This window comes from Bryocella sp., assembly GCF_058498515.1.
In genome coordinates this window covers 1-24946 of sequence record NZ_JBMHYI010000041.1, presented here as the reverse complement: position 1 = coordinate 24946, position 24946 = coordinate 1, and the positions used below count along the sequence as shown (strand labels likewise).

Annotated in this window: 17 protein-coding genes and 2 pseudogenes; 11 read left to right on the top strand and 8 right to left on the bottom strand. The window is 58.1% G+C overall.

The window, feature by feature from the left end; genetic code table 11:
* Window positions 1-258: 258 nt before the first annotated feature.
* Window positions 259-825 (top strand): YceI family protein, encoded by a 567-nt coding sequence (locus AC5E6W_RS10670; RefSeq protein WP_491752275.1) that lies wholly within the window; start codon window positions 259-261, stop codon window positions 823-825.
* A gap of 39 nt (window positions 826-864) precedes the next feature.
* Here AC5E6W_RS10670 and AC5E6W_RS10665 read toward each other — a convergent pair whose 3' ends face one another.
* The 5 genes from AC5E6W_RS10665 to AC5E6W_RS10645 all read right to left on the bottom strand — a co-directional run bounded on the left by AC5E6W_RS10665 (window position 865) and on the right by AC5E6W_RS10645 (window position 9995).
* Window positions 865-4194 carry an outer membrane beta-barrel protein gene (locus AC5E6W_RS10665; protein WP_491752493.1) on the bottom strand — a complete coding sequence of 1110 codons (3330 nt, stop codon included), beginning with the start codon at window positions 4192-4194 and terminating at the stop codon, window positions 865-867.
* A 321-nt stretch (window positions 4195-4515) separates the two neighbouring features.
* The gene (locus AC5E6W_RS10660; protein ID WP_491752274.1) at window positions 4516-5388 is read right to left on the bottom strand and encodes a sugar phosphate isomerase/epimerase family protein; all 873 of its coding nucleotides are present in this window, start codon (window positions 5386-5388) and stop codon (window positions 4516-4518) included.
* A 150-nt stretch (window positions 5389-5538) separates the two neighbouring features.
* Window positions 5539-5955 carry an MGMT family protein gene (locus AC5E6W_RS10655; protein ID WP_491752273.1) on the bottom strand — a complete coding sequence of 139 codons (417 nt, stop codon included), beginning with the start codon at window positions 5953-5955 and terminating at the stop codon, window positions 5539-5541.
* 78 nt (window positions 5956-6033) lie between these two features.
* The gene (locus tag AC5E6W_RS10650) at window positions 6034-7755 is read right to left on the bottom strand and encodes a CRTAC1 family protein (protein ID WP_491752272.1); all 1722 of its coding nucleotides are present in this window, start codon (window positions 7753-7755) and stop codon (window positions 6034-6036) included.
* Window positions 7755-9995: a CRTAC1 family protein gene (locus AC5E6W_RS10645; protein WP_491752271.1), complete on the bottom strand. Its 2241-nt coding sequence runs from the start codon at window positions 9993-9995 to the stop codon at window positions 7755-7757. The genes AC5E6W_RS10650 and AC5E6W_RS10645 overlap by 1 nt, the downstream gene beginning before the upstream one ends.
* Between AC5E6W_RS10645 and AC5E6W_RS10640 the strand changes: the two genes are divergently transcribed.
* The 6 genes from AC5E6W_RS10640 to AC5E6W_RS10615 all read left to right on the top strand — a co-directional run bounded on the left by AC5E6W_RS10640 (window position 9955) and on the right by AC5E6W_RS10615 (window position 16052).
* Window positions 9955-10155: an oleate hydratase gene (locus AC5E6W_RS10640; protein ID WP_491752270.1), complete on the top strand. Its 201-nt coding sequence runs from the start codon at window positions 9955-9957 to the stop codon at window positions 10153-10155. The genes AC5E6W_RS10645 and AC5E6W_RS10640 overlap by 41 nt on opposite strands.
* The gene (locus AC5E6W_RS10635; protein ID WP_491752269.1) at window positions 10106-11089 is read left to right on the top strand and encodes a polysaccharide deacetylase family protein; all 984 of its coding nucleotides are present in this window, start codon (window positions 10106-10108) and stop codon (window positions 11087-11089) included. Before AC5E6W_RS10640 ends, AC5E6W_RS10635 begins: the two co-directional genes overlap by 50 nt.
* Window positions 11090-11401: 312 nt before the next feature.
* Window positions 11402-12352 carry a putative glycoside hydrolase gene (locus tag AC5E6W_RS10630; RefSeq protein WP_491752492.1) on the top strand — a complete coding sequence of 317 codons (951 nt, stop codon included), beginning with the start codon at window positions 11402-11404 and terminating at the stop codon, window positions 12350-12352.
* A gap of 500 nt (window positions 12353-12852) precedes the next feature.
* Window positions 12853-13551, top strand: a complete 699-nt coding sequence (locus AC5E6W_RS10625; protein WP_491752268.1) for a hypothetical protein — start codon at window positions 12853-12855, stop codon at window positions 13549-13551.
* 1347 nt (window positions 13552-14898) lie between these two features.
* The gene (locus AC5E6W_RS10620) at window positions 14899-15339 is read left to right on the top strand and encodes a hypothetical protein (RefSeq protein WP_491752267.1); all 441 of its coding nucleotides are present in this window, start codon (window positions 14899-14901) and stop codon (window positions 15337-15339) included.
* Window positions 15340-15386: 47 nt separating this feature from the next.
* Window positions 15387-16052 carry a right-handed parallel beta-helix repeat-containing protein gene (locus AC5E6W_RS10615; RefSeq protein ID WP_491752266.1) on the top strand — a complete coding sequence of 222 codons (666 nt, stop codon included), beginning with the start codon at window positions 15387-15389 and terminating at the stop codon, window positions 16050-16052.
* Window positions 16053-16108: 56 nt separating this feature from the next.
* On the opposite strand, the gene AC5E6W_RS10610 is transcribed toward AC5E6W_RS10615, so the two are convergent.
* Window positions 16109-16315: a hypothetical protein gene (locus AC5E6W_RS10610; protein ID WP_491752265.1), complete on the bottom strand. Its 207-nt coding sequence runs from the start codon at window positions 16313-16315 to the stop codon at window positions 16109-16111.
* Between the two features lie 381 nt (window positions 16316-16696).
* Here AC5E6W_RS10610 and AC5E6W_RS10605 point away from each other — a divergent pair, with 381 nt between their 5' ends.
* Window positions 16697-17584 (top strand): universal stress protein, encoded by an 888-nt coding sequence (locus AC5E6W_RS10605; protein WP_491752264.1) that lies wholly within the window; start codon window positions 16697-16699, stop codon window positions 17582-17584.
* 56 nt (window positions 17585-17640) lie between these two features.
* Window positions 17641-20175, top strand: coding sequence for a magnesium-translocating P-type ATPase (gene mgtA / locus AC5E6W_RS10600; protein WP_491752263.1), 2535 nt, complete (start codon window positions 17641-17643; stop codon window positions 20173-20175).
* A gap of 49 nt (window positions 20176-20224) precedes the next feature.
* Here the strand turns inward: mgtA and AC5E6W_RS10595 are convergent, their stop codons facing one another.
* Window positions 20225-21976 carry an HAD family hydrolase gene (locus AC5E6W_RS10595; RefSeq protein ID WP_491752262.1) on the bottom strand — a complete coding sequence of 584 codons (1752 nt, stop codon included), beginning with the start codon at window positions 21974-21976 and terminating at the stop codon, window positions 20225-20227.
* Window positions 21977-22241: 265 nt separating this feature from the next.
* Between AC5E6W_RS10595 and AC5E6W_RS10590 the strand changes: the two genes are divergently transcribed.
* Window positions 22242-23165: a universal stress protein gene (locus tag AC5E6W_RS10590; protein WP_491752261.1), complete on the top strand. Its 924-nt coding sequence runs from the start codon at window positions 22242-22244 to the stop codon at window positions 23163-23165.
* A gap of 22 nt (window positions 23166-23187) precedes the next feature.
* A pseudogene (locus tag AC5E6W_RS10585) lies at window positions 23188-24633 on the top strand (L,D-transpeptidase scaffold domain-containing protein); the annotation flags it as partial.
* A gap of 200 nt (window positions 24634-24833) precedes the next feature.
* On the opposite strand, the pseudogene AC5E6W_RS10580 reads toward AC5E6W_RS10585, so the two are convergent.
* Window positions 24834-24946 (bottom strand): annotated as a pseudogene (locus AC5E6W_RS10580) (IS30 family transposase); the annotation flags it as partial.

Here is a 24946-nt window from a genome sequence, read left to right as displayed (position 1 = left end):
CGCGACTACCGTCGAGCGCTCTGCCGGCTGCGGTTTGCTCAGTCACGCGGCGCCAGCAGACCTGGCAAGCCCTCGTGCTCCTGGTCGACCTACTTCCGCTTATCGCACAACACGAAGCCCGCTTTTGCTGTCATCTAGCCAGCCCCGGCGTTATGACATAAAGTTCATCGTCGGGTCAGCAGCCCCTCAGCAACGATAGCCTAGAGACATCGTCCTACCCGTAGTACGAAGGCGACCTGACACATAGAAAGGAACGCCATGAAATCCGCCCCCTTCGGAATCACAGCCTTCATTTTCCTGCTTATTCCGTCTGCACTCGCCCAGCACCGGACCTTCGTCATAAACCCGGATGCCAGCCAGGTGAAGATGGAGCTCTCCGGTACTGGACACACCACGGAAGGCGCCTTCCACGTCCGGAGCGGCTCTGTGCCCTTCGACTTCGCTTCCGGTGCCATGGAAGGTGGCGTCGTCGTCAACGCCGGGAGTGGCAAGACAGGTAGCGATCTTCGCGACAAGAGGATGACCAATGAGGTCCTCGAAGCCAGCAAGTTCAATGAAATCACCTTTGCGCCCACCTCATACACCGGCGCCCTGGCAGTCTCCGGAGACTCGACGATCCAGGTCAGCGGCACCTTTACGCTGCATGGGGTGGCCCACCCGCTCACCGTCCCCATGCAGATCCACATCGAAGGCAGCAAGATGACGGCCCACACCAACTTCGCAGTGCCCTACGTGCGGTGGGGCCTGAAGGACCCCAGCATCATGTTCTTCAAAGTCGCGAAGGAGGTAACGATAGACCTCACGCTGATCGGCTCCCTTCAGTAGCCGATCAGCGTGGTCAGATAGATCAGGTCACTAGGTTGTTCAGAAGCTGTACTTCAATGCCATTTGAAGGATTCGTTGATCGCTGCCGACGGTTGAAGTAATCGTCCCGAAGGTCGACGAGCCGAACGTTGGGTTGGGCTGTGCAAAGTGCGCCTCGTTGAAAAGGTCGAAGACCTCGAAGCGAAACTCTATGCTCTGCGTCTCGCCCGCGTGGAAGATCTTGAACAGCGAGGCGTCGGTGCTGTTCCAGCGGGGACCGAGCAACACATTACGTGGCTCATTGCCGGACTGGCTGTTGTCGATGAGCCCGTTTGCCGTTGTCGGCAAAGCAAGACATGCCTTGTTCAGAAACGGGCTCGCACTGCCTATGCCGTGCGGACCGTTGTTTGGATTGCAACTCATGTTGGGACGAAACGTTAGCGACTGCGCAGTTGCCGACGAGTTCACCGCCGTGAACGGATTGCCCGATTGTGCCTGGAAGATCCCATTGATCTGCCACCCGCCGACGATCAGCCGTTCCACGAGGCTCGAATTCCTCATCCGCGGAAACTCATAGCCAAAGCTCAATACGAACCGCTGCCGCGCATCGAAGAGCGAGTTGCCGCGCTCGCGCGCCATCGCCGCATCAATCGAAGCCTGATCGCCGATAGTGACAGGAAGCACTGGCCTCGAATCGCTGCCGACATTCAGTCCCGATAGATCGTCGATGGAGTGGCTCCACGTGTAAGCTGCTGTCGCATGCGCATGGTGCCACGGCCTCAGTTGGTAACTAGCCTGCAGCGAGTCATACCAGGAACCCGCCGCGGAGAACGTTGGCCTCGTGAGACCAAACGCCGCGAAGACCGCGCGCGGACCCGCCGCATAAGCTGAAGCACCCGCTGTTGCCGCGACGACACGCGTTGGGTTCACCTCAATGAAGATCGGCAGATGGTTCCCACGAGATCCCACATACGCAATCTCGAAGCCCATCGCGTCGGTCACCTGATGCTGAATGCCAAGGTTGTACTGAAACACCTGCGCCGTCTGGAAGGAATGCGGGAGGCTCCAGCCGATAAAGGTGAGTCCCGAAGGAAAGCCTGCCGGCCCTGCGAGCACTCCGGCATATGGGTTTGAAAAGTAGCTGCTTGAGGCCGATGCAAGAGGGCGTGGATAGAAATCGATCTCCTGCAGAGGCTGGAATGGCGGAGCGAGGGTACCGTTCTGGAAGAAATCTCCCTGCCCCGGCACGGTGTCATAGAAGACGCCCCACGCCGCGCGGAAGGTCGTCTTCGCATCACCCACGGGATCGAAGATGATCCCGAGGCGCGGTGCGATGTTGTTTGTGTCCGCGTAATAGGTCGCGCGCGGCGTGTCGGCATCGCCCGGGTAAACAAGACCTGCAGGCGCCGTCGGCTGCACCGTGGACTGCTGCCCAGGATGCAACGCCGCGAGATGATTATTCGCCTCCGTATATGGCAGATTCACTTCGTAGCGAACGCCAACATCGAGCGTGAAGTGGCGACTTACACGAAACTGGTCCTGAGCATAGGCCGCATACGTCCACGATGATCCATTCAAAGCTGGGTCGCCCGAGCCCTGCTGGAACATATACGGGTAGCCGAGGAAGAAATCCGCGAGAGTGTTGCCAGTGAAGTTCCCGGTGAACGTGAAGGCTCCATTAGGCCGGTTGATATAGAGAAGATCGATCGCATCGCGCCTCACTTCGCCGCCAAACTGAAGCTGATGCCGGCCCTTTACCCACGTGAAGTCATCGTCGATCGAATCGACGTAGTTCTTGCGCGAAGCAAACGGTTGCTGCAGATCGCCGTGCGTGAAATAGCCGTTGAGCGTCACGTTGGGCAAACCCAACGCCTGCTGATTTGTCGGCAGGTATTGATAGCCGGCGGTCGAAGGAACGATGCCGCTGGTCGTATTTGGGACACCGTCCACCCACTGACGAGCGTAGCGGGCGACGTTGATCATGTGCGCGTTGAGCACCCACGTGTCCGACCCCATGGCGTCAAACAAGCTCATGATCTGCCGACTCCCTGTGACGGGAAAGCTCGAAGGCGTCAGCGGACCGTACAAGTTCTGGTGCGCATACAGGTAGCGTCCGAGCAAAGCATGTGCACGCCACTTGTAGTCAGTACGAATGCCATATATATCGCGGTTGTCGATATTGGGCGGATCCTCGACGTAAAGGTTGCTCTTCGAATTTGGAGCTCGAATGTAATTCCTCAGCAGGTAGGAACTGATAGCGCTCTCACTGCCTGGGTCGATCACGTTGGGCTGGCCGCCGTAACAATACTGCGCGCCAGTCGTTGGATCGAAAATACGGCCCAACCCCGGAACCGCGCCCGCAGGCGCGCAGGCTCCAACAGCGGAAGGATCCAACACCTCAGCGAAGTTACCTGCTCGCTCTGCCGCGCTCAGCACCGGTACGCTAAGTGTGTTGGCCGTCGCGTCCTTCACGCGATACCCCTCGTAGTAGCCGTAGAAGAACCACTTATCGCGAAGGATATGGCCGCCGCCGGCGACGCCAAACTGGTTCTGCAAATACTCCGGCTTAGGTGAGGTCACCGGCGTAAAGTAGTTCTTCGCCGCCAGCGATCCTTCGCGATTGAAGTCCCAGAGCGCGCCGTGGTACTCGTTGGTACCAGCCCTGGTCACAACGTTCACCACCGAGCCGGAGTTGCGACCGTACTGCGCCTCATAAGAGTGGGTCATGATCTTGAACTCCTGGATCGCGTCCGGAGGAGGTCGCATGACGAAGCCCGAGTTGAACGAGTCGTTGTTCTGCGCCCCGTCAAGCAGGAAGTTGTTCGACTGATTTCGCTGGCCGTTGACGTTGAAGCTGCCGGTTGTATCGCCAAAGCCGCCCGGAGTCGCGTTACCGCTCGCTCCGCCGAGTCCCGAAGGCGCGGCAACCACGCCTGGGATCAGCGTACCCAGCTGTGCAAAATTGCGTCCGTTAAGCGGGAGATCGATGACATCCTGCTGCCCGACGACGATGCCTGTAGTGGCATTGGAAGTCTCTACCAGCGGCGCCGCGCTCGTAATCGTGACACTCTCGGATGCCGCGCCTACGGCAAGCTGCGCATCCTCGCGCGAGGTGCCGTTGACCAGCACCGGCACGTTCTTCTCCACGACGCTCTTAAAGCCCTTCGCCGCGACCTGCACGGTGTAGCTTCCTGGAGCTACCAATGGAAATTGGTATTCCCCGCTGGAAGCACTGATCGTGCTCCGCAACTGTCCCGTGGCTGCATTGGTGAGCTCAACCGTAGCTCCCGCAACCACACGTCCCTGAGGATCTGTAACGATGCCCGCAACCGCCCCGGTGGCCTGCGCGCAAGCGCTCGTGCCCCAGAGCATTCCCGATACAACCAGCATCACTACAACGACGCACCACCGGCGCACCCTCAGTCTCTCACGATGGAAACACACATCTGCAAGGACTTGGCGCATACAAAGCCTCCCAAGTCGAGTTGTTGAAACCGGCACCTCTCAATCGGAAGACTGCGAAGGATGAACGGCTCTCCTTCATTGTCCTCTATATATCGGAGGAAGATGTGAACAGGCCGCTAACCAAATTCAGTTCCTCCTGCTGTGCGCAGTTTCTCGATCGACCCACCCAAACGAAGAAACGGGTGGATTGCCCTGTTGAGGCATCCACCCGCTCCTGCCGATTTCAGCGCAAGGCTCCGTCCAACATCAACTCGCCTTTTGATACCCCATGCCGTTGAGCACGCCCCGCATGTAGGCGAAGCTCTCGATCACTCCGGGCATCGGATCGTCGCCATGGATCTCGTATTCGAGGTCAACGAACCCCTTATAACCAGTAGCGGTAAGGGCCTCAAAGATCGCTCGAAAAGGAATCTTGCCTTCACCTACCGCAACCTGGCTCTCCCTTGACTTGAAATCCGTGAGGTCCTTCACATGCATGTTGAACAACCGCGGTCCCACCGCATGAATCGCCGCCACAGGGTCGGTACCAGCACGTTCGCAGTGCCCCACGTCGATGCAGCAACCCATGCGCGGGTCCATGCCCTTGATGGCCTTCAACACGTCCAACGGCGAAGGAAAGTACTTCGCATCTTCCGGACCGTGGTTGTGGATCGCGATGCGGATGTCGTACTCCTTCACGAAGCGCTCCATGATCGGCAGTGACTTCGTGTCGGGATCTCCTGCAACGATGACCTTCACCCCAGCACGCTTGGCATAGTCAAACTTCGATCGAATATCCGCCTCGTCTGGCTTTGAGAATGAGACCGTCCCCACAGCGTGCAGCGCGATGCCAGCAGCGTTATAATCCGCGACCGCGGCAGCCTCTGCCGCGGCGTCCATCGGCAGATGGTTCTTCGCATCCTTGGCGTTCAAGGCGGTGAGGCCTAGCTGCTTCATGAACCCGATCAACTGTGAACGATCGAAGTTGCGAAAGGTATAGCTCGCCAGCCCCAGCTGAAACGGCGGCACACTGCCGGCCTTCAGCGGCGCGGCCACCGCGTTCACCTTAGGAAGCATCATCGAACCGGTTAGCAGCACTCCACCACGCAGGATATTTCTGCGCGAAACCTCATGCTTCATCGGACCTCTCCTCAACGTGACCTGCATCGCGCTTCGCGATGCAGCAGCCATATCATCACGCCCTCGGGTGCCCTGTCGAGACCTGAAGGCCAACTCGAGCGAATTTTGTGTAAAGTTGCAACAAAATCGATTGAGAGCCCGACCGGGCTTTCAATCAAGGACCTCCCAGCTGCTCAACACGTGTTCGCACGCCTCCATGTCAACGCGATCACCGTGGAAGCGCACGCCCTCCATCCGCAGCCGCGCGCGCTGCTCTTTTGCCGCCTCCCCTGGCAGCTTGATCTGGCCACCCGCACCCAATACGCGATGCCACGGAAGCGAATCCGGCGGATCCGTGCGCAGCAGACGAGCCACCGCCCGGTGATACATCGGATACCCCGCCGCCGCCGCGATATGTCCGTAGGTACTCACCTTTCCCGGCGGAATGCTCAGCACAACCTGTCGAAAAGCCCGGTCGCGAGCCTCATTCGCGCGTGCGCCGTCGCGAAGCAATCGCCGGCGGGCGGAAGGATCCATCACGGGTCGACTCTTTATCGATGGAATCGGCCTGGAAGATTTCTTCTTCATACACAGCAGGATGCCACGAGTTGCCGCTGCAGAGTCGACGCCTCACAGTAGCGCTCCGGAATCAGATTGAGCAATCTCTCATGGCTTCTTCCCTTTCCCCTCTACGAACTCAATGATGCGATCTATTCCGGAAGCTTGGAACACTTCCAACTCGCCATTAGGCCAGCGTACCTCGATGCTCTTGAGGTCAGTAGCATCGCCCAGGCCGAAGTGCAGCCGCAGATCGCTCGAGCTGTTGTAACTCGAGCCGCTCCGAACCTCATCGACAAGGTTGCGGGAGCCCACATGCGCCACCACACGCGCACCTATGCCATCCCGGTTCGACTGCGTGCCAACCAGCTTCACTCCCAGCCAATGATGAGTGTTCTTCGCCTCATTGACTAGCAGCATTGGGCGGTCGCTCAGGTTGTTCACCACGGCCGAGAGCCGGCCGTCGTTCCACAAATCCGCGATCGCCAGCCCACGCCCGCTCAAGGGTTCCGTCAGCCCGGGCCCTGAGCTTCTGGAGAGATCCTTGAACCTGCCATTGCCTTGGTTCCAGTAGAGAAATCGTGGCTCTTTGAAGGTCGCGCCGAGCCTGGCCGAGTCGACTTCCGGATACACGTGACCATTCGCCACCAGCAAATCCGGCCGGCCATCGTTATCCACGTCCGCAAACATCGAACCCCATCCCAGCGCATCGACATGGATTGCGAGCCCGGCCTCGCTGGTAGCGTCAGTGAACGTTGCATCGCCATTCGCCTTGTAAAGCGTCGCGGTGTCATCTGAGAAATTGGTCTTGAAGAGATCGAGATGGCCATCGCCGTTGTAGTCCGCAGCGGTGGATCCCATCCCTGCCTGCTCGCGGCCATCCTCGTTGAAAGCCGCTCCCACATCTCCAGCCACATCCGTGAACGTGCCGTCCTTGTTGTTCCGGTAGAGGATGGACGGCGTGGAATCGCACGCGACATATATGTCCGGCCAGCCGTCTTCGTTGTAATCCAGTGTGGTGACAGAGAAGCAGTAATGCCCTTCCGTCTTCTCGATGCCTGACGCCACACTTACGTCCTTGAACTTCCCATTGCCTTCGTTGTGAAAGAGAAGGTTGGGTGCGTGAGCAAGTCCCCGCGGCCCACACATCACCGGCGCTCCCTTCCAGGTGCAGCCGGCGTCGGAACCCGGCGCCGGTGTCCTGGACAAATCGAAGTGCACGTAGTTTGCGACCACAAGATCCAACTTGCCATCACGGTCATAGTCGACGAACGCGCAACCAGTGCCCCACTCCTTCCCCGTTCCTGCAACACCCGCCGTCTCGGCGACCTCCTTGAACGTGCCGTTGCCCTCATTGTGGAAGAGCCGGTTCTTGCCATAGTCCGTCACGTAAATGTCGTCGAAGCCATCATTGTCGTAGTCACCCACGCACGCGCCCTGCCCCCACGCTGTGGAAACGAGGCCAGCCTTCGCCGTCACGTCGGTAAACGTACCATCGTGGTTGTTGTGGAAGAGGTGGCTGGTTGGCGGCTCACCTTTCTGCCGCTCCGGATGCAGCTCTTGCCCATTGATCAGGAAGATGTCCATCCAGCCGTCGCGGTCATAGTCCAGGATCGCGACCCCCGAGCCCGTGGACTCCACAATGTACTTCTTGTTCTCCGGATCGCCATTCACGTTGCGAACCGTAATGCCGGCCTTGGCCGCGACATCGACAAACCACGCCGGCGTCGGATGTTCGGCGCTCACAGCATAAGGCTGTTGTGCCCTGGACGAGAAATCCGCCAGGATCATGAGCAGCACAACGCCCTTCATCATGGACCGCGACCGCATCAAGAGCTCTTCTCTTCCTTCGAAGTATTGCTCCCCATCGCCAACGTCTTCAGGATCTTTCCACCCTCTTCGATGACGTAGAGGTGATTCGCGGGAAGGTCTTTTAGCGAGTCCCTCGCACCCGAAGGCCACACGATCTCGACGAGGTCCGCCTTCATCGCCTGGTCGAGGCCAAAGTGCATACGCAGGTCATTCTGCGAGTAATAGCTTCCTCCACTGCGGACTTCATCAAGCTGCTTCAGCGGCTGCTTGCCCACACCGCTCTTCTCCTGCGGAGCGGTCTGCGCAGTCACGATGATGCGTGCTCCGATGCCCGTGCGATTCGACTTCGTTCCGACGAGACGAATCTTGATCCAGTTGCGTTGGATACTCGCATCGTTTCGCAGTAATTGCGGTGGCGCATTGACGCAGTTCACGACGGCATCCATGGCGCCATCGTTGTTATAGTCGCCGAAAGCGCAGCCGCGCGCAGGCACAGCAGCCGTGATGCCCGGCCCAGCTTGGTTAGTCACCTCTTCGAACTGCCCATTGCGCAGATTGCGATAAAGATACTTATGTTCGGCATAGGGTGCATCCAGGTGCGAACCATCGACCTCCGGATATACGTGGCCATTCGAGATGAAGATGTCCAGCCAGCCATCGTTGTCGACATCGATAAAGCCCACACCCCAGCCGAGGTACCGTGTATTGATGCCGAGACCGGAGAGATAGGTGTGGTCCTCGAAGGTCCCATCACCAAGATTCATATACAGAGAGTCCGTATCGCCGGCGAAGTTCGTCTTCACGATGTCAAGGAGACCATCGCGATTGAAATCTCCCACCGAAACGCCCATGCCCGCCTGCGGCTTGCCGTCGGGCGAGTACGCGATACCCGACTCGACCGCCACATCCTTAAACGTACCGTCTTTTTGGTTCTGATAGTAGGTCGCGGCCGTCGAGTCATTTGCGACATAGATATCAGGCCAGCCATCGTTATCCAGATCCGCCACCGTGACGCTCAAGCCGTACGTGCCGATCGTGTCCCACATGCCGGCCTTCTGGCTAACATCCGTGAAAGTTCCGTCCCCATTGTTGTGATACAGGATATTTTTTCCACCATCGAGCCCCGGCGGACCGCAGGCGACCTGCATCCCCTTGTAGGCGCAACCCGCAGCTTCAGGCAACGGAGCCGTCTTGATATCGAAGTCGATATAGTTCGCGACAAAGAGATCGAGATGACCATCCTTGTCATAGTCAAGGAACGCACAGCCCGAATTCCATCGCATACGCGACTGCGCCAGTCCAGCCTTCGCAGTCATATCGGTAAACGTGCCGTCCCCGTGATTCTTGTACAGGATGTTCTGGCCGTAGTAGCTGACGAAGAGGTCATCCCGGCCATCGTTATCGTAGTCGCCCACGCAGCATCCCTGGCCCCATCCGCTGCGCGTCATGCCGCTCTTCACGGTGATGTCCGTGAACGTGCCATCACGATTGTTCTTGAAGAGCCGGCTGATGGGCTCCTGTCCCTTGGGGAAACCTGCCAGCGTCGTACCGTTGACTAGAAACAGGTCAATCCAGTCATCATGATCGAAGTCATAGAAGGCAACACCACAGCCCGTGGTCTCGAGCAGATAGCGGTTTCGATGCTCATCGCCATAGATGGTCTTTGCATTCAGCCCACTCTGCTTCGCGACATCGACGAAGCTGAAGCCGAGCGGCGCCCCGGTCACAGGTGAAGGCAGCATCTTCGCGCCACGCGGTCTTGCCGTGTACTCCGGTCGGGCGCCGATCTGCGGAGCCGCCTGTTGTGCAGGCGCGGCCAGCTTCAGCACGTCCTCCAGCGACAACACCAGCGCGGTCTGCGATAGCGAGGTGACGAATCCGCGCCTTGTCCAGATCTTGTCTCTCATCTCCGGGCATCCTCCGTTAGCTTCCCGTCGCCGTCGCGCAGCATATGGCGGCGGTCTATCGCGACGTTCCGCATCGCATCCACAATACCCGAGGCTGGGCACGCCACGCGCGCCGAGGTCTGACTCCCACGACGCGATACCATGCACCTGATACCGACCTGGCATAGAACGACACCACGGACTGGATCCCTTGCTTCGCATACCACTCCTCGAGGATGCGGAGCTCATCTTCCCCACTTTCCCCTTCTCAGAGCGATAGGCGTTCCAGCTTTCCGACTGCGACGATATGATGGTCGCACCTTGAATCACGATGATGCCATCCCGCTGGAGCTTCCCCATAGCGCGAGTCACGGTTTCGCGGGAGGTCCCCACCAGGCTCGCGGGATGGGAGAACCTCGCATTCACGGGCCAGTTCTGTGAGCAGCCGGATGATGTCGTCTTCACCGTGGAGTATTCGGCCTATGTCCTCCTTGGGCTCAAGCGCGAACTACCTGCAGTCTTCAAGGGGTGAAACGATCCGCAAGTCCTCTATCGAGCGTTCAAGGAACTCCACGACCTTAAGTGAAACGGCACGGCAGAATCTCTCGCTCTCGACCAGCGCCACCAGGCATGCCCGTGTTGGACAGCGCTCCCTGAACCTCCTTTCCAGCCTGGTAGTCCTGGTCCTCTTGCTTTCAGCCGCAACTGCGCTTCATGGCCAGGGCCCAGCGGCGCCTGGCATCCCGGTGCTCGTCTATCATCGCTTCGATCCAGCTATGCCCGCGGCCACTACTGTGACCACAGTTGCGTTCGAGTCACAACTCGACGTCCTCACACAGGAGGGTTACAAACTCATTTTCGTAAATGAAGTGGCCGACATCGTTCTCGGCAAACGATCGCCACCGACAGGCCGCGTCGCCGCCATCACGATCGACGACGGGCATCGCTCCGTGTTTACCGTGGCATTCCCGATCATCCTGCGGCGGCACATTCCCGTGACCCTCTTCATCTATCCCTCCGCCATATCCAGGAGCAAATCGAATATGACCTGGGAGCAGCTCCGACAGATGCAAGCCTCGGGTCTGGTAGAGATCGAATCACACACCTATTGGCATCCCGACTTCCGGAAGGAGAGGGCTCATCGCACCGATACCGAATACGCTGCCTTCGTCGATTTCCAGTTGATCCGCTCTCGCGAAATCCTCGACAAAGAGTTGGGGACGCAGGTGAGCCTTCTCGCATGGCCCTATGGAATCGTCGACGACACCCTCAGTTCTTTGGCAAAGAAAGATGGCTACCGGGCTGCCTTCGGCTTTGCGGGAGGGTTGGCACAGGTCGGGGATGCTCCCTTTTCGATCCACCGAATCCCCGTATCCAACTCGGCGCGCGGTTCTGCTTTTGCTGCGCTGCTACGCGACGCTCCGACACACTCGCGGGAAAGTTCGTCCCATGAATTCGATAACTAAACTCGCACTCCTCTCCTTCATCGCCACTGGTCTTGGTCTGTTGAATCCCGTGCCCGCTTTCTGCGAGAATCTGCGCATAACGGTTGTCGACTCTGTTCACAAGGCGCCGGTTGCGGACCCCATCGTTACCGTAAACGGCAGCGTTCTTTCTCCGGACAGCGCTGCCAGTTTCTCCGTACCAGAGCATGCGCAGACGATCCTCCTACGAGCTCCTGGGTACCGCGCAGCGATGTATAGCCCTTCTGAAGCAAACATACGCCATGGCCAGCTACCGTTGACCCCGCTCACCGTGAGGGCACTGTTTCTCACTGAATATGGGTCGCTTCCCGTGCGCTCCGCGACCCTGCACTGCGGCTCATCCGTGAGGGTAAAGCGAACGCGCTTGTCATCAACATCAAGACCGACCACGGCCTCCTCGACTATCCCAGCCGGCTCCCCTTGGCAGCCTGCATCGGCGCGCGCAAACTCACCACCATTAGCTCATTGCCCGATCTCGTGAGGTCCGGTCACGATCAGGGAATCTATATGATCGCCCGCATTGTGACGTTCAAAGACAATCCGCTCGCCACAGCAAGGCCCGATCTCGGGGTCCACCTGTCGAACGGGGCTCTGTACCGCGACCGCGAGCATCTCTCGTGGACGGATCCATTCAAGGCGGAAGTGCGCACCTACAACATCGCTATTGCTGTCGAAGCCGCCCAGGCAGGCTTCGATGAAGTGCAGTTCGACTATGTGCGCTTCCCTGACTCCCCCAATAAGCTGCGCCTGAGTGAAGCCACCGATGAAGCCAATCGCATTCGAGCCATCTCCCGCTTTCTCAGCGAAGCGCATCAGGCGCTGATTCCCTACAACGTGTTCCTTTCCGTTGACGTCTTCGGCTATGTGTCGTGGAACACCAACGACACAGGCATCGGCCAGCAGCTTGAGCCGATCACAAAGATCGTAGACTACGTCTGCCCAATGCTCTATCCCTCTGGCTTCCAATATGGCATTCCAGGCCATCGGGATCCCGTCGCCTCTACCCAGGACATCTACGAGACCATCGTGCTGACGTTGCAGGAGGCGATTCGAAGAACAGGCGTAAGCCCGAAGAAGTTTCGCCCTTGGCTGCAGGCCTTCCGAGACTACCTGCCCGGCCACCGCGCCTTCGGTCCCACTGAAGTGGATGCACAGATCCGAGCCTCGCAGGACGCGGGCGCTGATGGCTGGTCCTTGTGGAATGCGAGAAACCAATATCAAGGTGTCTGGACAGATGGAAAATAGTGGTTATCCCACATGCACTCGAATGAGCACTCTGTGCTGCCATGGTTCGCTTTGCCATTCCTTCTATCGGCACTCTAACGCGAATGAGCAGATAGAGGCCTGCTCGAGAGCGGCATGCCGCTCATGATGGTACATATCTTGGATCGGATGTCGAGGATGCAGATCTCCACGGCGCACTTCTTAGGTCTGCGGGGATGCTCCAAGCCGTGCGAGATAGCTGAGTGCCCGCCACAAGCAACAGGCCAGCGAACTTTGTCTTGGCTCGTCCTTCTCCTGGCTCTAATTCCGCTGCTTGGAGCTACGAAGTCACACGCTGATGTAGTCGTCCTCATCGAGGAGCCTATCAACTTCCTTGGGCGCGTCACCGCAACCGGACACGTTGCTCTCTACTTCGATCACCTCTGCTCGGACAACCATGCCAGCGTTCGCAAGTGCCGCCCTGGGAAGTCTGGAGTCGTCATCAGTCGCTATCACTACGTCGCTAGGTACGATGGCTCGCGATGCACCCAGTCCCCTATCTGTATGCGGTCGACCTTCCAGAAGAGATTCCCAACGAGATCTCGAGAGATGGTCTAGAGACTCTTCGCGAGGCGTACCGTACAACGCATCAAGACTCCTTCGCGCGCCACCCCTCGGCCAACGGCTGGCAACAGCTCGTTGGAGCAACGTACCGTAGACAAATCATTGCCATTCGTTTGAGGACAACCGATGAACAGGATGAGAAAGTGGTCGCCTGGTTGAACCAACATCACAACCGCAGCCATTTCAATCTTTTCCTCTCCAACTGTCCGGATTTTGCTCGATCCGTGCTGAACGTTCTCTTTCCGGGGGCAATTCATCGCAACATTCTGTTCGACGCGGGCATCACGACACCAAAACAGATCGGATCGAGTCTCCACGGATATGCGGAGCGTCATCCCGAGGTTGGTTTCGCACTGTTCAATCTGCCGCAAATCAACAGCAACCTCCGTCGCAGTGGGAAGCTATACGGCGTCACCGAATCTTTTGTGAAGAACAAGCCCTACCTGCTCGGGCTCAGCATTCTCCAGCCCCTTGGAATCGGATGCGTTGTCGCATCCGGACTCCTAGATCACCGTTACGACGTGCAGGCAGCCGCGCACCAACAATTACTCACCGCCTGCCCCCGCACGGAATCCCCTGACGACGCGAGGCACACCGAGCCATCGATACCACGCTAACCAGCCGGTCTTTCGTCCTCTTGTACGAAACCCTGAGACAATGGCATCTCTCCGCCATAGCGGCAGCTCGCTCGTTATAGGGGTATACCCACTGTCTTTATGATCCGGGGATTCAGAGCCATGCCCCGGCGTCGTCCCGCGCCTGAATACAAGAGGGGGCTGCATGGTCCGTCATGCTTCCGCGCGCCGGGCACAGGGTCCAAATGTCACGAACGCGGTAGGCTCGAGCCACGCTTGCGACCAAAAGCTAAATGCTTTGTTTTATTGGCGTCCCTGATGGATTCGAACCCGCGTTGCCGCCGTGAAAACGTGGCGTAAACCTCCACGGCATCGAACTCGTGAGAACCGGAGTGCATCGGTAAAACTCAAAGGATCGGCAACCAATAGCTTATCTGCTCTGCCGATGCTCCTCGGAGAGAGCAGGACCGAAACGGAGCACGTCAAACGGTACAACACGGCCGTCTTCACCGTTCCGTTTGATTCACGGGGCCTCTAGGATTCTTGGCCCATCCAATCGGAGACTGTCCTCCCGCGCTTTTCTCCACATGAGAGCCACCTCTAGATTCGCGCTCTGGATTCAGCACCCTCGTGATCGAACTCGCGCTTAAGAGTAACTTTAGGAAGCGGGCCAAGCAATCGTCCGAGGCAGGAGACCCGCGCTCGGCGCGCGCCGCGAAGGTCGGCTTCGATGAAGCGTAACGGGCTCCGGCAGACTGCTAGCTCAGCCTGCGGTTGAATTCGCAGCTTCCAGGCCACATTGCACGATCGAAGTACAGCGATCTCTTGCGCAGGAACCCCATTGTCCTCAGTCGGACTTGGCTCCTCCGAACAGTCCTTCTTCGTTGAAGGACCGTTGTGTTTGACTCCCTATTTCGCTTGTCCAGCTTTCGCCAAAGACCAGTTCGACAACTGGGTTGTTAGCTCATCCCGGGCTCGTCGGCCGGCGCAATGAGGTTCAGCATCGAATCCCGCTTCCTTACTGTGGCGGGTTCAAGACCGATCGAGGAGGAGAACTGGCAAACAGACAGCGCCTTCATAGAAAATATTGCGATCCGCCACAACAACCGAACCATAGTTGCGATAAAGTCATAGAAATCGATACGCTCCGCCCCTGGAAACTTCTGCCTGTCCCGTCTTGCATGCTTTCGGCCTTATTGGCCATGACCGCATCTGCTCAGCAGATTTCGATCTCGCCAACTGGCCCCATCTCCACATTCACTCAAGCGCGCATGCCGCTCGGGCGCAGCGTGCCGCGGGAGTTATAGGGGCCATCACTGTGACGGTCCACGACGGAACCTATTACCTTCCCGATACCCTCGTCCTTGAACCGGAGGATAGCAGTACTGCATGGCAAGCAGCCAAAGGCTAACATCCGGTCATCAGCGGTGCTGGCTTATCACCGCGTGGAGCAAGGCCGACGGTGATTCCTGGATTGCAGACGCACACGGCTCAGACTTCCACGATTTATTTGCCGATGGCCAGCGCGCCGAACGGACTCGCATTCCTGACACGGGCTTCTTCCGCTTTGATGGAACCGGAACACGGTTCCAGCAGCTTCGACTGCACTATCGCGGAACCGATATCCAATCGCAATGGGCGGGACTCGAGGACGCCCAACTTGTCGGCTACATCGGGTGGAACGACTTCCGCTCTCCAATCATCAGCGTCAATGAACAGAACCATCTTGTTGTCCTGGCCCGAAGGAAGGCTACGCGCAGGAGAAGGATGCGCGCTACTAAATCGCAAATGTCGCCACTGCACTGCATCGACTGGGGCAATGGCATCTAGACCGCGCCACCCACAAGCTCTCTTACATTCCGTTACCTGGGCAGAACATGGAAGAGGTGAAGGTGATTGCACCCGGCCTCGAGCGGCTGATTATCCTCAAAGGGATGCCGGAGTCCGGTAAGTTCGTGAACGATATTACCTTCCGTGGGCTGAGCTTCGAGCATACGGATTGGATCATTGGCCCGTCAGGGCTCTTTGACGGCCAGGGTGCGATCGCAGCCGATGCTGCGTTCTCAAGAGTATGTGCCGTCGGCATTCACATCGACCACTGTCTCTTTGCCCATCTCGGAGGTTATGGAGTGGACCTGGGAAGGGGTTCGAAGCACAATGAGATTGTTGCGAATAAGTTCTCCGACCTCGGTGCCGGTGGCATTCGCATCGGCGAGGCAGCCATTCGCCCAGACGATGCCGAGCAGAGTTACGAAACCCTCATCAGCGACAACGTGATTGAGCACATTGGGCGGGTGTATGCCGCCCGCATGGGCGTCGTTCTGATGCAGTCCGCGCGCAACCGGGTGCTACACAATGACATCCCAGACTCTTACCAGACAGCCATCTCCACAGGGTGGACCTGGGGCTACGGCCCGAGTCTCTCCAGCCAAAATCTGATCGCGTACAACGACATCTACGACATTGGTCAAGGCCTGACAAGCGATATGGGAGGCATCTATACACTTGGAGTGCAGCCAGGCACCGTAATCCAGAACAACTGAATCCACGATGTCAATTCCTTTACCTATGGAGGCTGGGGATCTAAGTGGACGAGGGCTCAAGCCACATTCTCGTGCAAAACAATGTTGTTTACCGCTGCAAGAGCGCAGGCTTTCATCAAAATTCCGGCAATGACAATTTGCTGCGGAATAACATCTTCGCATTCAACACTGAACACGAACTCATGAGGACAACGTTCGAACCGGACCATATCTCCTTCGGCTTGCAAAATAACATCATCTACTTCGAGCAGGGCTCGGTGCAACTCAGGATCCCTCCCTCTTAGCAGCGGGTGCCTCTACTCTCTCAGTCGTCGGAGGCACGATATCGAATACTTCTGGCTGTGCGAGGCATGTGCCGCGTCGGTCTCCCCTGCTGTCGATCAGACTGGCCATCTCATTACGAATCCTCGTGACAGCAGCCGGCTTCGGATTCCGCCTGATCGAGACAATGATCTGCGGATCGTTGCTCAATGCAAGCACGGTGAACAGTGGCGCTTTCAACAGAGTTCAGGCTTTTCGGGAATGCGGCACCCCTTCTCTAACAGGGAGAGAAACGCCGAAGGCGGCCTAACGAAAACGCTGATTGGCCTTTCGCATAACTTCGTTCCCGTTCCCCGAAAGTTACCGGGATATGGAGGTTCTTCATGCCGTTGACACAGCAACCCGCCGCTCTATTGATCCAATCCATTCTTTTCGCTACGAACTTCGCCGAATCATCACTACGCGCGGAACGTTACGCGCAAGGAATTGCAAGGGGATTCGGAGCCGCGGTTGAGATCACCCATATTTTCGATCCGTCGATTGTCAGCTCCTATGAGGAAGCAATCATCGGCTTCTTGCCCGCCGACCGTGAGCACAACTGCATGATGCGGCTAAGCCAAATGAAAGAGGCGTTCGACAAAGTTGGAGTTCAGTCGAGGATGCTCATGGTGGAAGGACATTCCCCTGCAAAGGAGATTGCAAGGCTCGCACAGGCCCGATTTGCGGACCTTGTCATCGTCGGAACAAGGCCGCCAAGAGGATTGGAACGGGCAGTCCTGAGGTCAACCGCGGACGGGATCATCCGGCATTCGCTGGCCCCTGTATTCACCGTAGGCCCGTGTGTCCCTCGGCTGGAAAAAGACGAGCTCGTTTTCGGTCACATCCTCTACGCAACAGACTTCTCCCTGGACACCAGCCGAGCCGCAACCTATGCTCGCAGGTTCGCGGAAGACAGCGGATGCGAGTTGACATGCTGCTACCTCGATGAGCATGACCAGGGCGACCACACCACTCGTCTCCAGCGGCAACAGGACTTCAGGTCCGCGATGGATCCGCTCCTGCCCGAACAATCGAACGCATGGTGCGACCCCAAGTATTTTCTTGAGTCTAGTAATACCGGTGAAGAGCTTCTCGATCTGGCCCTTCGGATCAACGCGGATCTCGTTGTCTTGGCGGCGCCGAAACCAGCTTTCTGGCTCAGCAATTCGAGCGGTGGTGTCCTCGGCACACTCCTTGCTAAGGTTCATTGCCCTGTTCTCACAGTTGCCTAGGTCGCATAGTCGCAAGCGGGCTTGGCGTCAGGTATAGCAACGGCTCTTGGAAAGCCATGGCCAGCATCTCTCAAAGAGGTTCTTCGATGTCGATGGGGGAAACTGGCAAAGTTCAATCCCCGGTGGCCGGCCTGACATCGGAAGAAGCCGCGGCCAGACTACGGCAATACGGACCGAACGAGACTTCGTTGGGCGAAGGCGAATCGGCTTGGATCCGACAATTCCTCGTGTTGTTCAACCCTCTTTCCATTGTTCTACTGATCGCAGCCGGAATCTCGCTCGCAATCGGGGAGCGCTTTGACGCTTGTCTGATTGCAGCGATCGTCCTGCTCGGCGGAGGGATCGACGTTGCGCAGGGATTTCATGCTCGCATCACCATCAAACGCCTCAGAGCAACGATTGCGGCGGTGGCCTCTGTCGAACGCGATGGCGTCTGGAGCGATATTCCTCGCTCGAAGTTGGTTCCTGGGGATTTGATCCGGCTCGCAGCAGGCGACATGCTCCCGGCAGACGCATGTCTCGTCGCCTCGCGGGACCTCGCCGTCTTCCAGGCAATGCTCACCGGCGAGTCTGGGGCCACCGAAAAGATGGTCACTGGCGACTCTGTATCGACTTCTGCTGACGCGTCGAACATGGTCTTCCTGGGGACTTCCATCGCGAGTGGGACCGCAACTGCCGTAGTCGTTGCTACTGGCGTGCGTACTGCATTTGGGGATGTCGTAGCTAAACTCGCGGCCAAGCCACCAGAGACCGCGTTTGACGCAGGGCTGCGGCGCTTCTCCTACATGATCGCCCGTATTGTCTTTCTTCTCGTCCTCCTGGTGCTGGTCGCAAGCCTGGCATTACATCGACCACCGCTGCAATCGCTCCTCTTCGCCGTCGCGCTTGCAGTGGGTCTGACGCCTGAGTTCCTGCCGATGATCACGTCTGTCACGCTGTCGCGCGGAGCGTTGGCCATGGCGCGCAAGCACGTTGTCGTCAAGCATCTTCCCGCGATCCAGAATCTGGGGAGCATCGATATACTCTGTTCGGATAAGACCGGAACTCTTACCGCTGGCATCATGTCCCTGGAGTTCAGCGCCGCGCCCGATGGCACCCCGTCGACAGTTCCGCTCGCACTGGCCGCGGTCAACAGCCGCCTCCAGGCCGGTCTTCGTAGCCCTCTCGACACTGCCATCCTCGCCCGGACAACTCAATCCAGCGCCGCAACGAAACTCGACGAAGTCCCCTTCGACTTTGAGAGACGCCGTCTGTCTGTGGTAGTTACAGGGAACGGCGGAGCCCTCCTGATCTGCAATGGATCGCCGGAAGGCATCTTCCCCTTGATCGCCGAAGTCCGCCTTGGCGACGCGGTCGCACCGTTTACCGCGGCTGCGCTTCAGGCAAGCAAGGACTTCTGCGAAGCGCAGAGCAGGTCCGGACATCGCGTTCTCGCCGTGGCGACGAGGGATCTGCCGTTGCGATCACGGTATGAGGTCTCCGACGAGCGCGACCTCATCCTGGTCGGATTTCTGGCCTTCGCAGACACCATCCTGCCGGATGCCGCCGCCACGATCAGCAGCCTTCAACGGGACGGCGTCACCGTCAAGATCATCACAGGGGACAACGAGCTCGTAGCCGCTCATATCTGCACAGGCGCCGGGCTGTCAGTGAGCGAGATCGTCCTTGGCGCCGATTTGGAAAATATGAGCGATACCGCTCTGACCCAGGTTGCCGAGAGGGTAAGCGTCTTTGCCCGTGTCTCACCACCACAAAAGCTGCGTATCCTGCTCGCGCTCCGCCGCCGTGGCCACGTCGTGGGCTTCATGGGCGACGGCATCAATGATGCACCCGCGTTGCATGCTGCGGACGCAGGCATCGCGGCCCCGGGAGCGGTCGACGTCGCGCAGAACGCAGCGGACGTCGTGCTGCTGCAACCAGGACTCGCCGTAATCCACGATGGCATCCTCGAGGGTCGTCGCGCCTTCGGTAACGTAATCAAGTATCTCCTGATGGGGACAAGTTCCAACTTCGGCAACGTGCTTAGCATGGGAGTCGCCGCGGTAGCGCTCCCGTTCCTTCCGATGCTTCCTACGCAGGTGCTACTCAATAACTTTCTCTACGATCTCTCCCAGCTCACGATCCCGACTGACCGCGTCGACCCGGAGTATTTCTCCAAACCGCAGAAGTGGGACATTGCACTCATCCAGCGCTTCATGTTCCTCGTGGGCCCGATCAGTTCGCTCTTTGACTTCCTCACGTTTTATGTTCTGCTGCATGTCTTCCGTGCGAGCCCGCCCGAATTTCGCACGGGCTGGTTCGTAGAATCGCTTGCCACACAGACTTTAGTGCTTCTGGTGATTCGCACCTCGCGTTCGCCGTTCCGAAGCCGGCCGAGCACTCCTCTTCTGGTGACAATTGTCCTGGCTGTTGCCATCGGACTGTGGCTTCCCTACTCCCGAATCGGACCGCGGCTGGAGTTCACTCCCTTACCGGCGCGCTATCTCGCCTTTATGGTTGGGGCGACGGTCCTCTATCTTGTAATCGTGGAGCTGGCGAAGCAGTGGATCATCCCGATACCAGCCAAACCGCAGACTACGGCGCTCCAGTAACCGAGGCACTCGTATCCAAGCATGAGCGGCCCCTTGTGGAGACCAACCATCACGCACGAGCGTCACCCATCGGATCTACAAACTCATAGCGAGACCGTATCGCGTCGCTGAGTCGAGGGATCGTGTCGAGCGCTCCCCCTTCGCGGTAGTCGTGCTCGATGCCACGCACAACTCCCGCCAGGACGAAGTCGCCGAAGACGTTCGCAATCCAGGCGGAGAAGTCGCCGCGTTGAAGATGCCCATCGAGCTCCTGCAATCCACGATGCTCGAGAATCGCAGTAAATTGGCGCAGGGTGCGAGCACGTTCACCCGACAAGTGATCGCCGCTCCAGAAGATGAATTCCTCTTTGCCGGGGACGGGAATATCCACGTACTTGGCCGCATGTCGGATATGAGGTGTGAGCCGAGGGGCGAGGCGCAGGCGCTCAGGCGCCTCACCGTCTCCTAGCTGCCGTGGCATCATAACGGCTTCGCCAGTGAGGAGCGCTCCAAGCAGACGGATCCACTTCTCGTCGTGCTCACTTTGCCCGCATAGCGCACACAACGCAGCAACCTCCTGGGGATTGGACTCGCGTGTCGCGATGAGCAGTTCCGCCTTCGCCAGCAGATCCTTGTGCAATTGCGATGCGCGATATGTAACGAGGGTATAAGAGCCGAGTTCCAGATCCAGAAGGTCATGCACATCCTGATCATGAAGGAAATAGTGGGCCTCGTCGACGACGATGCGATGAGGAAGGCCAGTGCGCCGGCGAAGCGCGGCAAGGCCAGGAAGAAGAGCTCTCACGTACTCGAGCTTCTCGACATACGGCGTGTGAGAAAGATCGATCACGATGCTTACATCCGCGTGGCGTAGCGAGCGAAGCAGTTCACGTGGACGCGGAAGCGGGTCTTTTCCGCCACAGACCATCACTCCCGGCAACGCCTCCAACGACGTATAGTCTCCTTCCGGATCGATGATGAGCAGAGAGTATCCATAGAGGATTGTCTGCTCGCATAGCAGACCCGCAACCCAGGACTTCCCTGACTTCGTATCCCCGGCGATAAGAATGTTCTGGCTTCGAACCGCAATCGTTGCTGGTTGCCCAGCGTCTGTGTGCCCAAGGAGAAGAGTGCGCCGGGGCTTTACCGGCGGGGGAATGCGTTTGCTCAGCCCAAGAGATCGGATATAAGTCGCAACATCCGCGGGCCCACTGCCAGGAAGGATATAGTCTGCATTCTGCTTCAGGAACTCACTCCCCCACTCGACAGCGACACCGATCTCTCCTGCTTGCAGCAGCTCATGATCATTTTCGCCGTCCCCAATGGCAACGGCATTGTGCGGCGAAAGCCTCAGGATCTTCAGAGCCTCGCGAAGTCCTGTGGCCTTACTGATCGCTTGCGGGAGCACCATCAGACGCCCGCGATTGAAATGCAGCACCAAAGGAAGTTCAAGCCGCTGCACAATGGCGAGGATGCGCGGAGCTTCATCAGCGCTTGCTTCCACAATCGCTCTTCCGGCCTTGAATACCACACCTTCCTGACTGAGAGCCCGGAGGAATGCCGGAGGTGGGACTGGAGCAAAGCACCGGGAATAACCACTGTCCGAGAATTCGACGACGGCTCCATTCTCACCGACAACGCCGTCGACAAAGTGCAAATCTCCCGCCACGCGCCGTAGATCCTCGACGATCCGCCCTGTGACAATGAGCACGATGACGTTATTAGAGCGAAGGTCCGCGATCGCATCACGAACAGCGGGATTCAAGACCTCCCCTGCGGCGATGGTTCCGTCATAGTCGAGAGCCAGCGCTAGAAACTTCATGGTCGCGTCCCCTCATCTCCACCTTGCCATCTAAACCAAGATCATTGAAACCTGCACCGCGAGCGGCTGCCGCACGCAATGCCCAGTGACGCTGGGTGGAAACTCGCACGCCATAAGCTATATGCGGACCAACGCCGCCCACAACTTATTTGGGACGCCCCCATACCCGCTGGATGTGACATCCATCACGGTATCCGTCATCTCGGGGGCATATTGTCAAGAATGTCAGGGTCTTGTGTTCCGATTGCACCAAGAGGAGCCTCCCATGTCGAAGTCATCCACCGCCTCCGTCTTTCCCGCTTCCATTCATCTCGAAACCACAGAGCGTCTCTTTGAGCACATTCTTGTGGCAGTCGACTTCTCCGCTGCATCCCGCCGGGCCCTCGAGGAAGCAATTGCGATCGCCGAATGTTATGGCTCCAAGATATTTCTCGTCCATGCTGCTTCCCAGGTCATCTATGGGACTGGACTCGAACCTATTCCTTTAGTCCCGATCGGTATTGAGCTCGAAGCCGCTCAGTCGAATATGGCCGACCTCATACGATCTACGCCTGCGTTGCAGTCGATCCCTCATAGCCAGCTCGTCGCCTATTCCCCGATACTCGGCTTGATCGAAGAGGTGGTAGAAGATGAAGCTATCGATCTCGTCGTCACTGGCTCCCGCGGCTTCGGTGGCCTAGAGCGGCTTGCCCTTGGGTCCGTGGCAGAGTCAATCCTCAGCAGTGTGCGTTGTCCAGTCCTCATCGTAGGTCCGTCGTGTGCGGTCGCACAGGCTCCGTTCCATAACATCCTCTTCGCAACGAATCTCGAGACTACGGGGCTACGCGCAGCACAGTTTGCATCGTCCCTGGCGGAACGGTTTCACTCGCCACTCACCATGCTTCACGTGGTCGAAGAAGGCACGCGGAGTCATCGGGTAGCTCCAGAGCTTGTCAATGAAACGGCTCAACGCGAACTTGATCGACTACTTCCCTCCGACCTCTCCAGCTACACCGCCGCCACACTGCGTGTCGAGCACGGTAGCGCATCAGATCTTGTACCTGCAGTCGCGACCTCGATCAAAGCGAGTCTCATCGTAACGGGATTTGGGGATAGTTCGATCCTTCGCGATCACGCGCCGTGGTCGACGCTCTCGCACATCATCCGTCGCGCGCCGTGCCCCGTACTCGCCATTCGGCGTCATCTGTAATTACGCCAGGCGCGTTTTCTCCATGCGGGCTTGCCTTCGTACCGCTGGTGCCAGGAGCGCCAGAAGATTGGGCGTCCTCGTGCACTCCCTCGGCCATTCGAAGATCGTCCTGCGGCAGCTTGCGCTGGTGCTGCTGGTATTAAGCGTTCTATCCGCATCTGCAGCAGGTCAATCAAGCTGTCCCGTTCCAATTGTCCCGCTGGATCCAATTTCACAGCAGGCAAGTGCCCTTCTCCCCAGGCTCATTCAAGAGGAGCACTCTGCCAGACTGCAAACATTCTACGAACCTTGTGGGTTCGCTCTGGCCTGGACTCGCAATGGTCAGACGACGTCCCAGGCCCGCTCAGTCATGAACCTTCTCGATCACGTTGCAGAGAAGGGACTGCGACCCGATGACTACGGATCACCTCGCTGGGGGGCCAGAGCTTGCGCGCTTGATATTCAATGTAATGAGACGGCGCACGATCTCGCCCAGTTCGATATCGACCTCACGTCTGCGGTCACAATGCTCCTCACCGACCTGATCGCGGGGAGAACTGCTGTTCCTGGCCAACGCGCCAACAATTTACTCATTCCAGAAACGGCGACGCTCGCCGACGACGTTTGGAAGTCTGTGGCGACAGCACCTGACGTGCCTCTTGCAGTTCAACAATTAGAGCCCAACGCTCCCGGCTATCTCAGAACCGAAGGGGCGCTTCGCTGCTACCTCGCCCTCGCGGATCAGGGATCCGATGTTATCGTCCCCGCCAAGATGGCTTCCCACGCTCCAGACGAGGCATCCCTCTCCGCGCTGCGCCTTCGTTTGCAGCAGCTCGGTGATCTGTCCTCTACGGATGCATCCACGCGAGCGGACGATGCGCTCCTTCACGGTGCGCTACGACGCTTTCAAGGTCGCCATGGTCTTGCGCCAACTGGCATCGTCGATGCGCGCACGCTGCGGCAGCTCAATGTTCCTATAGCCAAACGCATCGAACAGCTGAGTCTCACCCTGGAACGCTGGCGCTGGGTTCCTCATTCGTTTCAAGAGCCACCCATCGTCGTGAATATCCCGGAGTTTCGGGTACGAGCCTATGACGAGCACCTCAATGTCGTCCTGTCGATGCCGGTGATCGTCGGGCGCCCCGAGCATCGCAAGACGCCTGTGCTGCAGGCACGGTTGACGCAGATCATCTTTCACCCATACTGGAACGTTCCTCGGGACATTCAGGATCGAGAGCTGATCCCGCACATCGAGCGGTCTCGCGACTACCTTGCCGCACATGACTACGAGGCTGTCGACCATCACGGCAATATCGTCCGAGGAGAATCCATCACTATCGCCGCCTTCAAGAGCGGCGCACTTCGAATTCGACAGGTATCTGGACAGAAGAATGCTCTGGGTGCCATCAAGTTTGTCTTTCCGAACGGCTATGACGTTTACATGCACGGAACTCCGGAGATGTCTCTCTTCAGCCAGGATCGACGGGCTTTCAGCCATGGCTGCATACGGCTTGAAGACCCCATCGCGATGGCTTTCTGGGTGCTTCGCAAGGAGGGCGGATGGTCGAGGGATCGCATCGAGACCGGCGTTGCCGATCTACACACGATGACATTAGCTCTGACACACCCAATCCCTGTGCTCGTTGTTTACGGAACCGGATTCGCCGCAGAAGATGGTGGAGGGCGGATTCAGGAACCAAGTGCAACGTTGTTGGTGATGTTAGCCCAGAAGTGTACGAAGTCGAATTGTCCATCTGGGAGGAAGAGTTCTGCTGGGGCTTTCCAGCCGAGTGTTTTTCTGG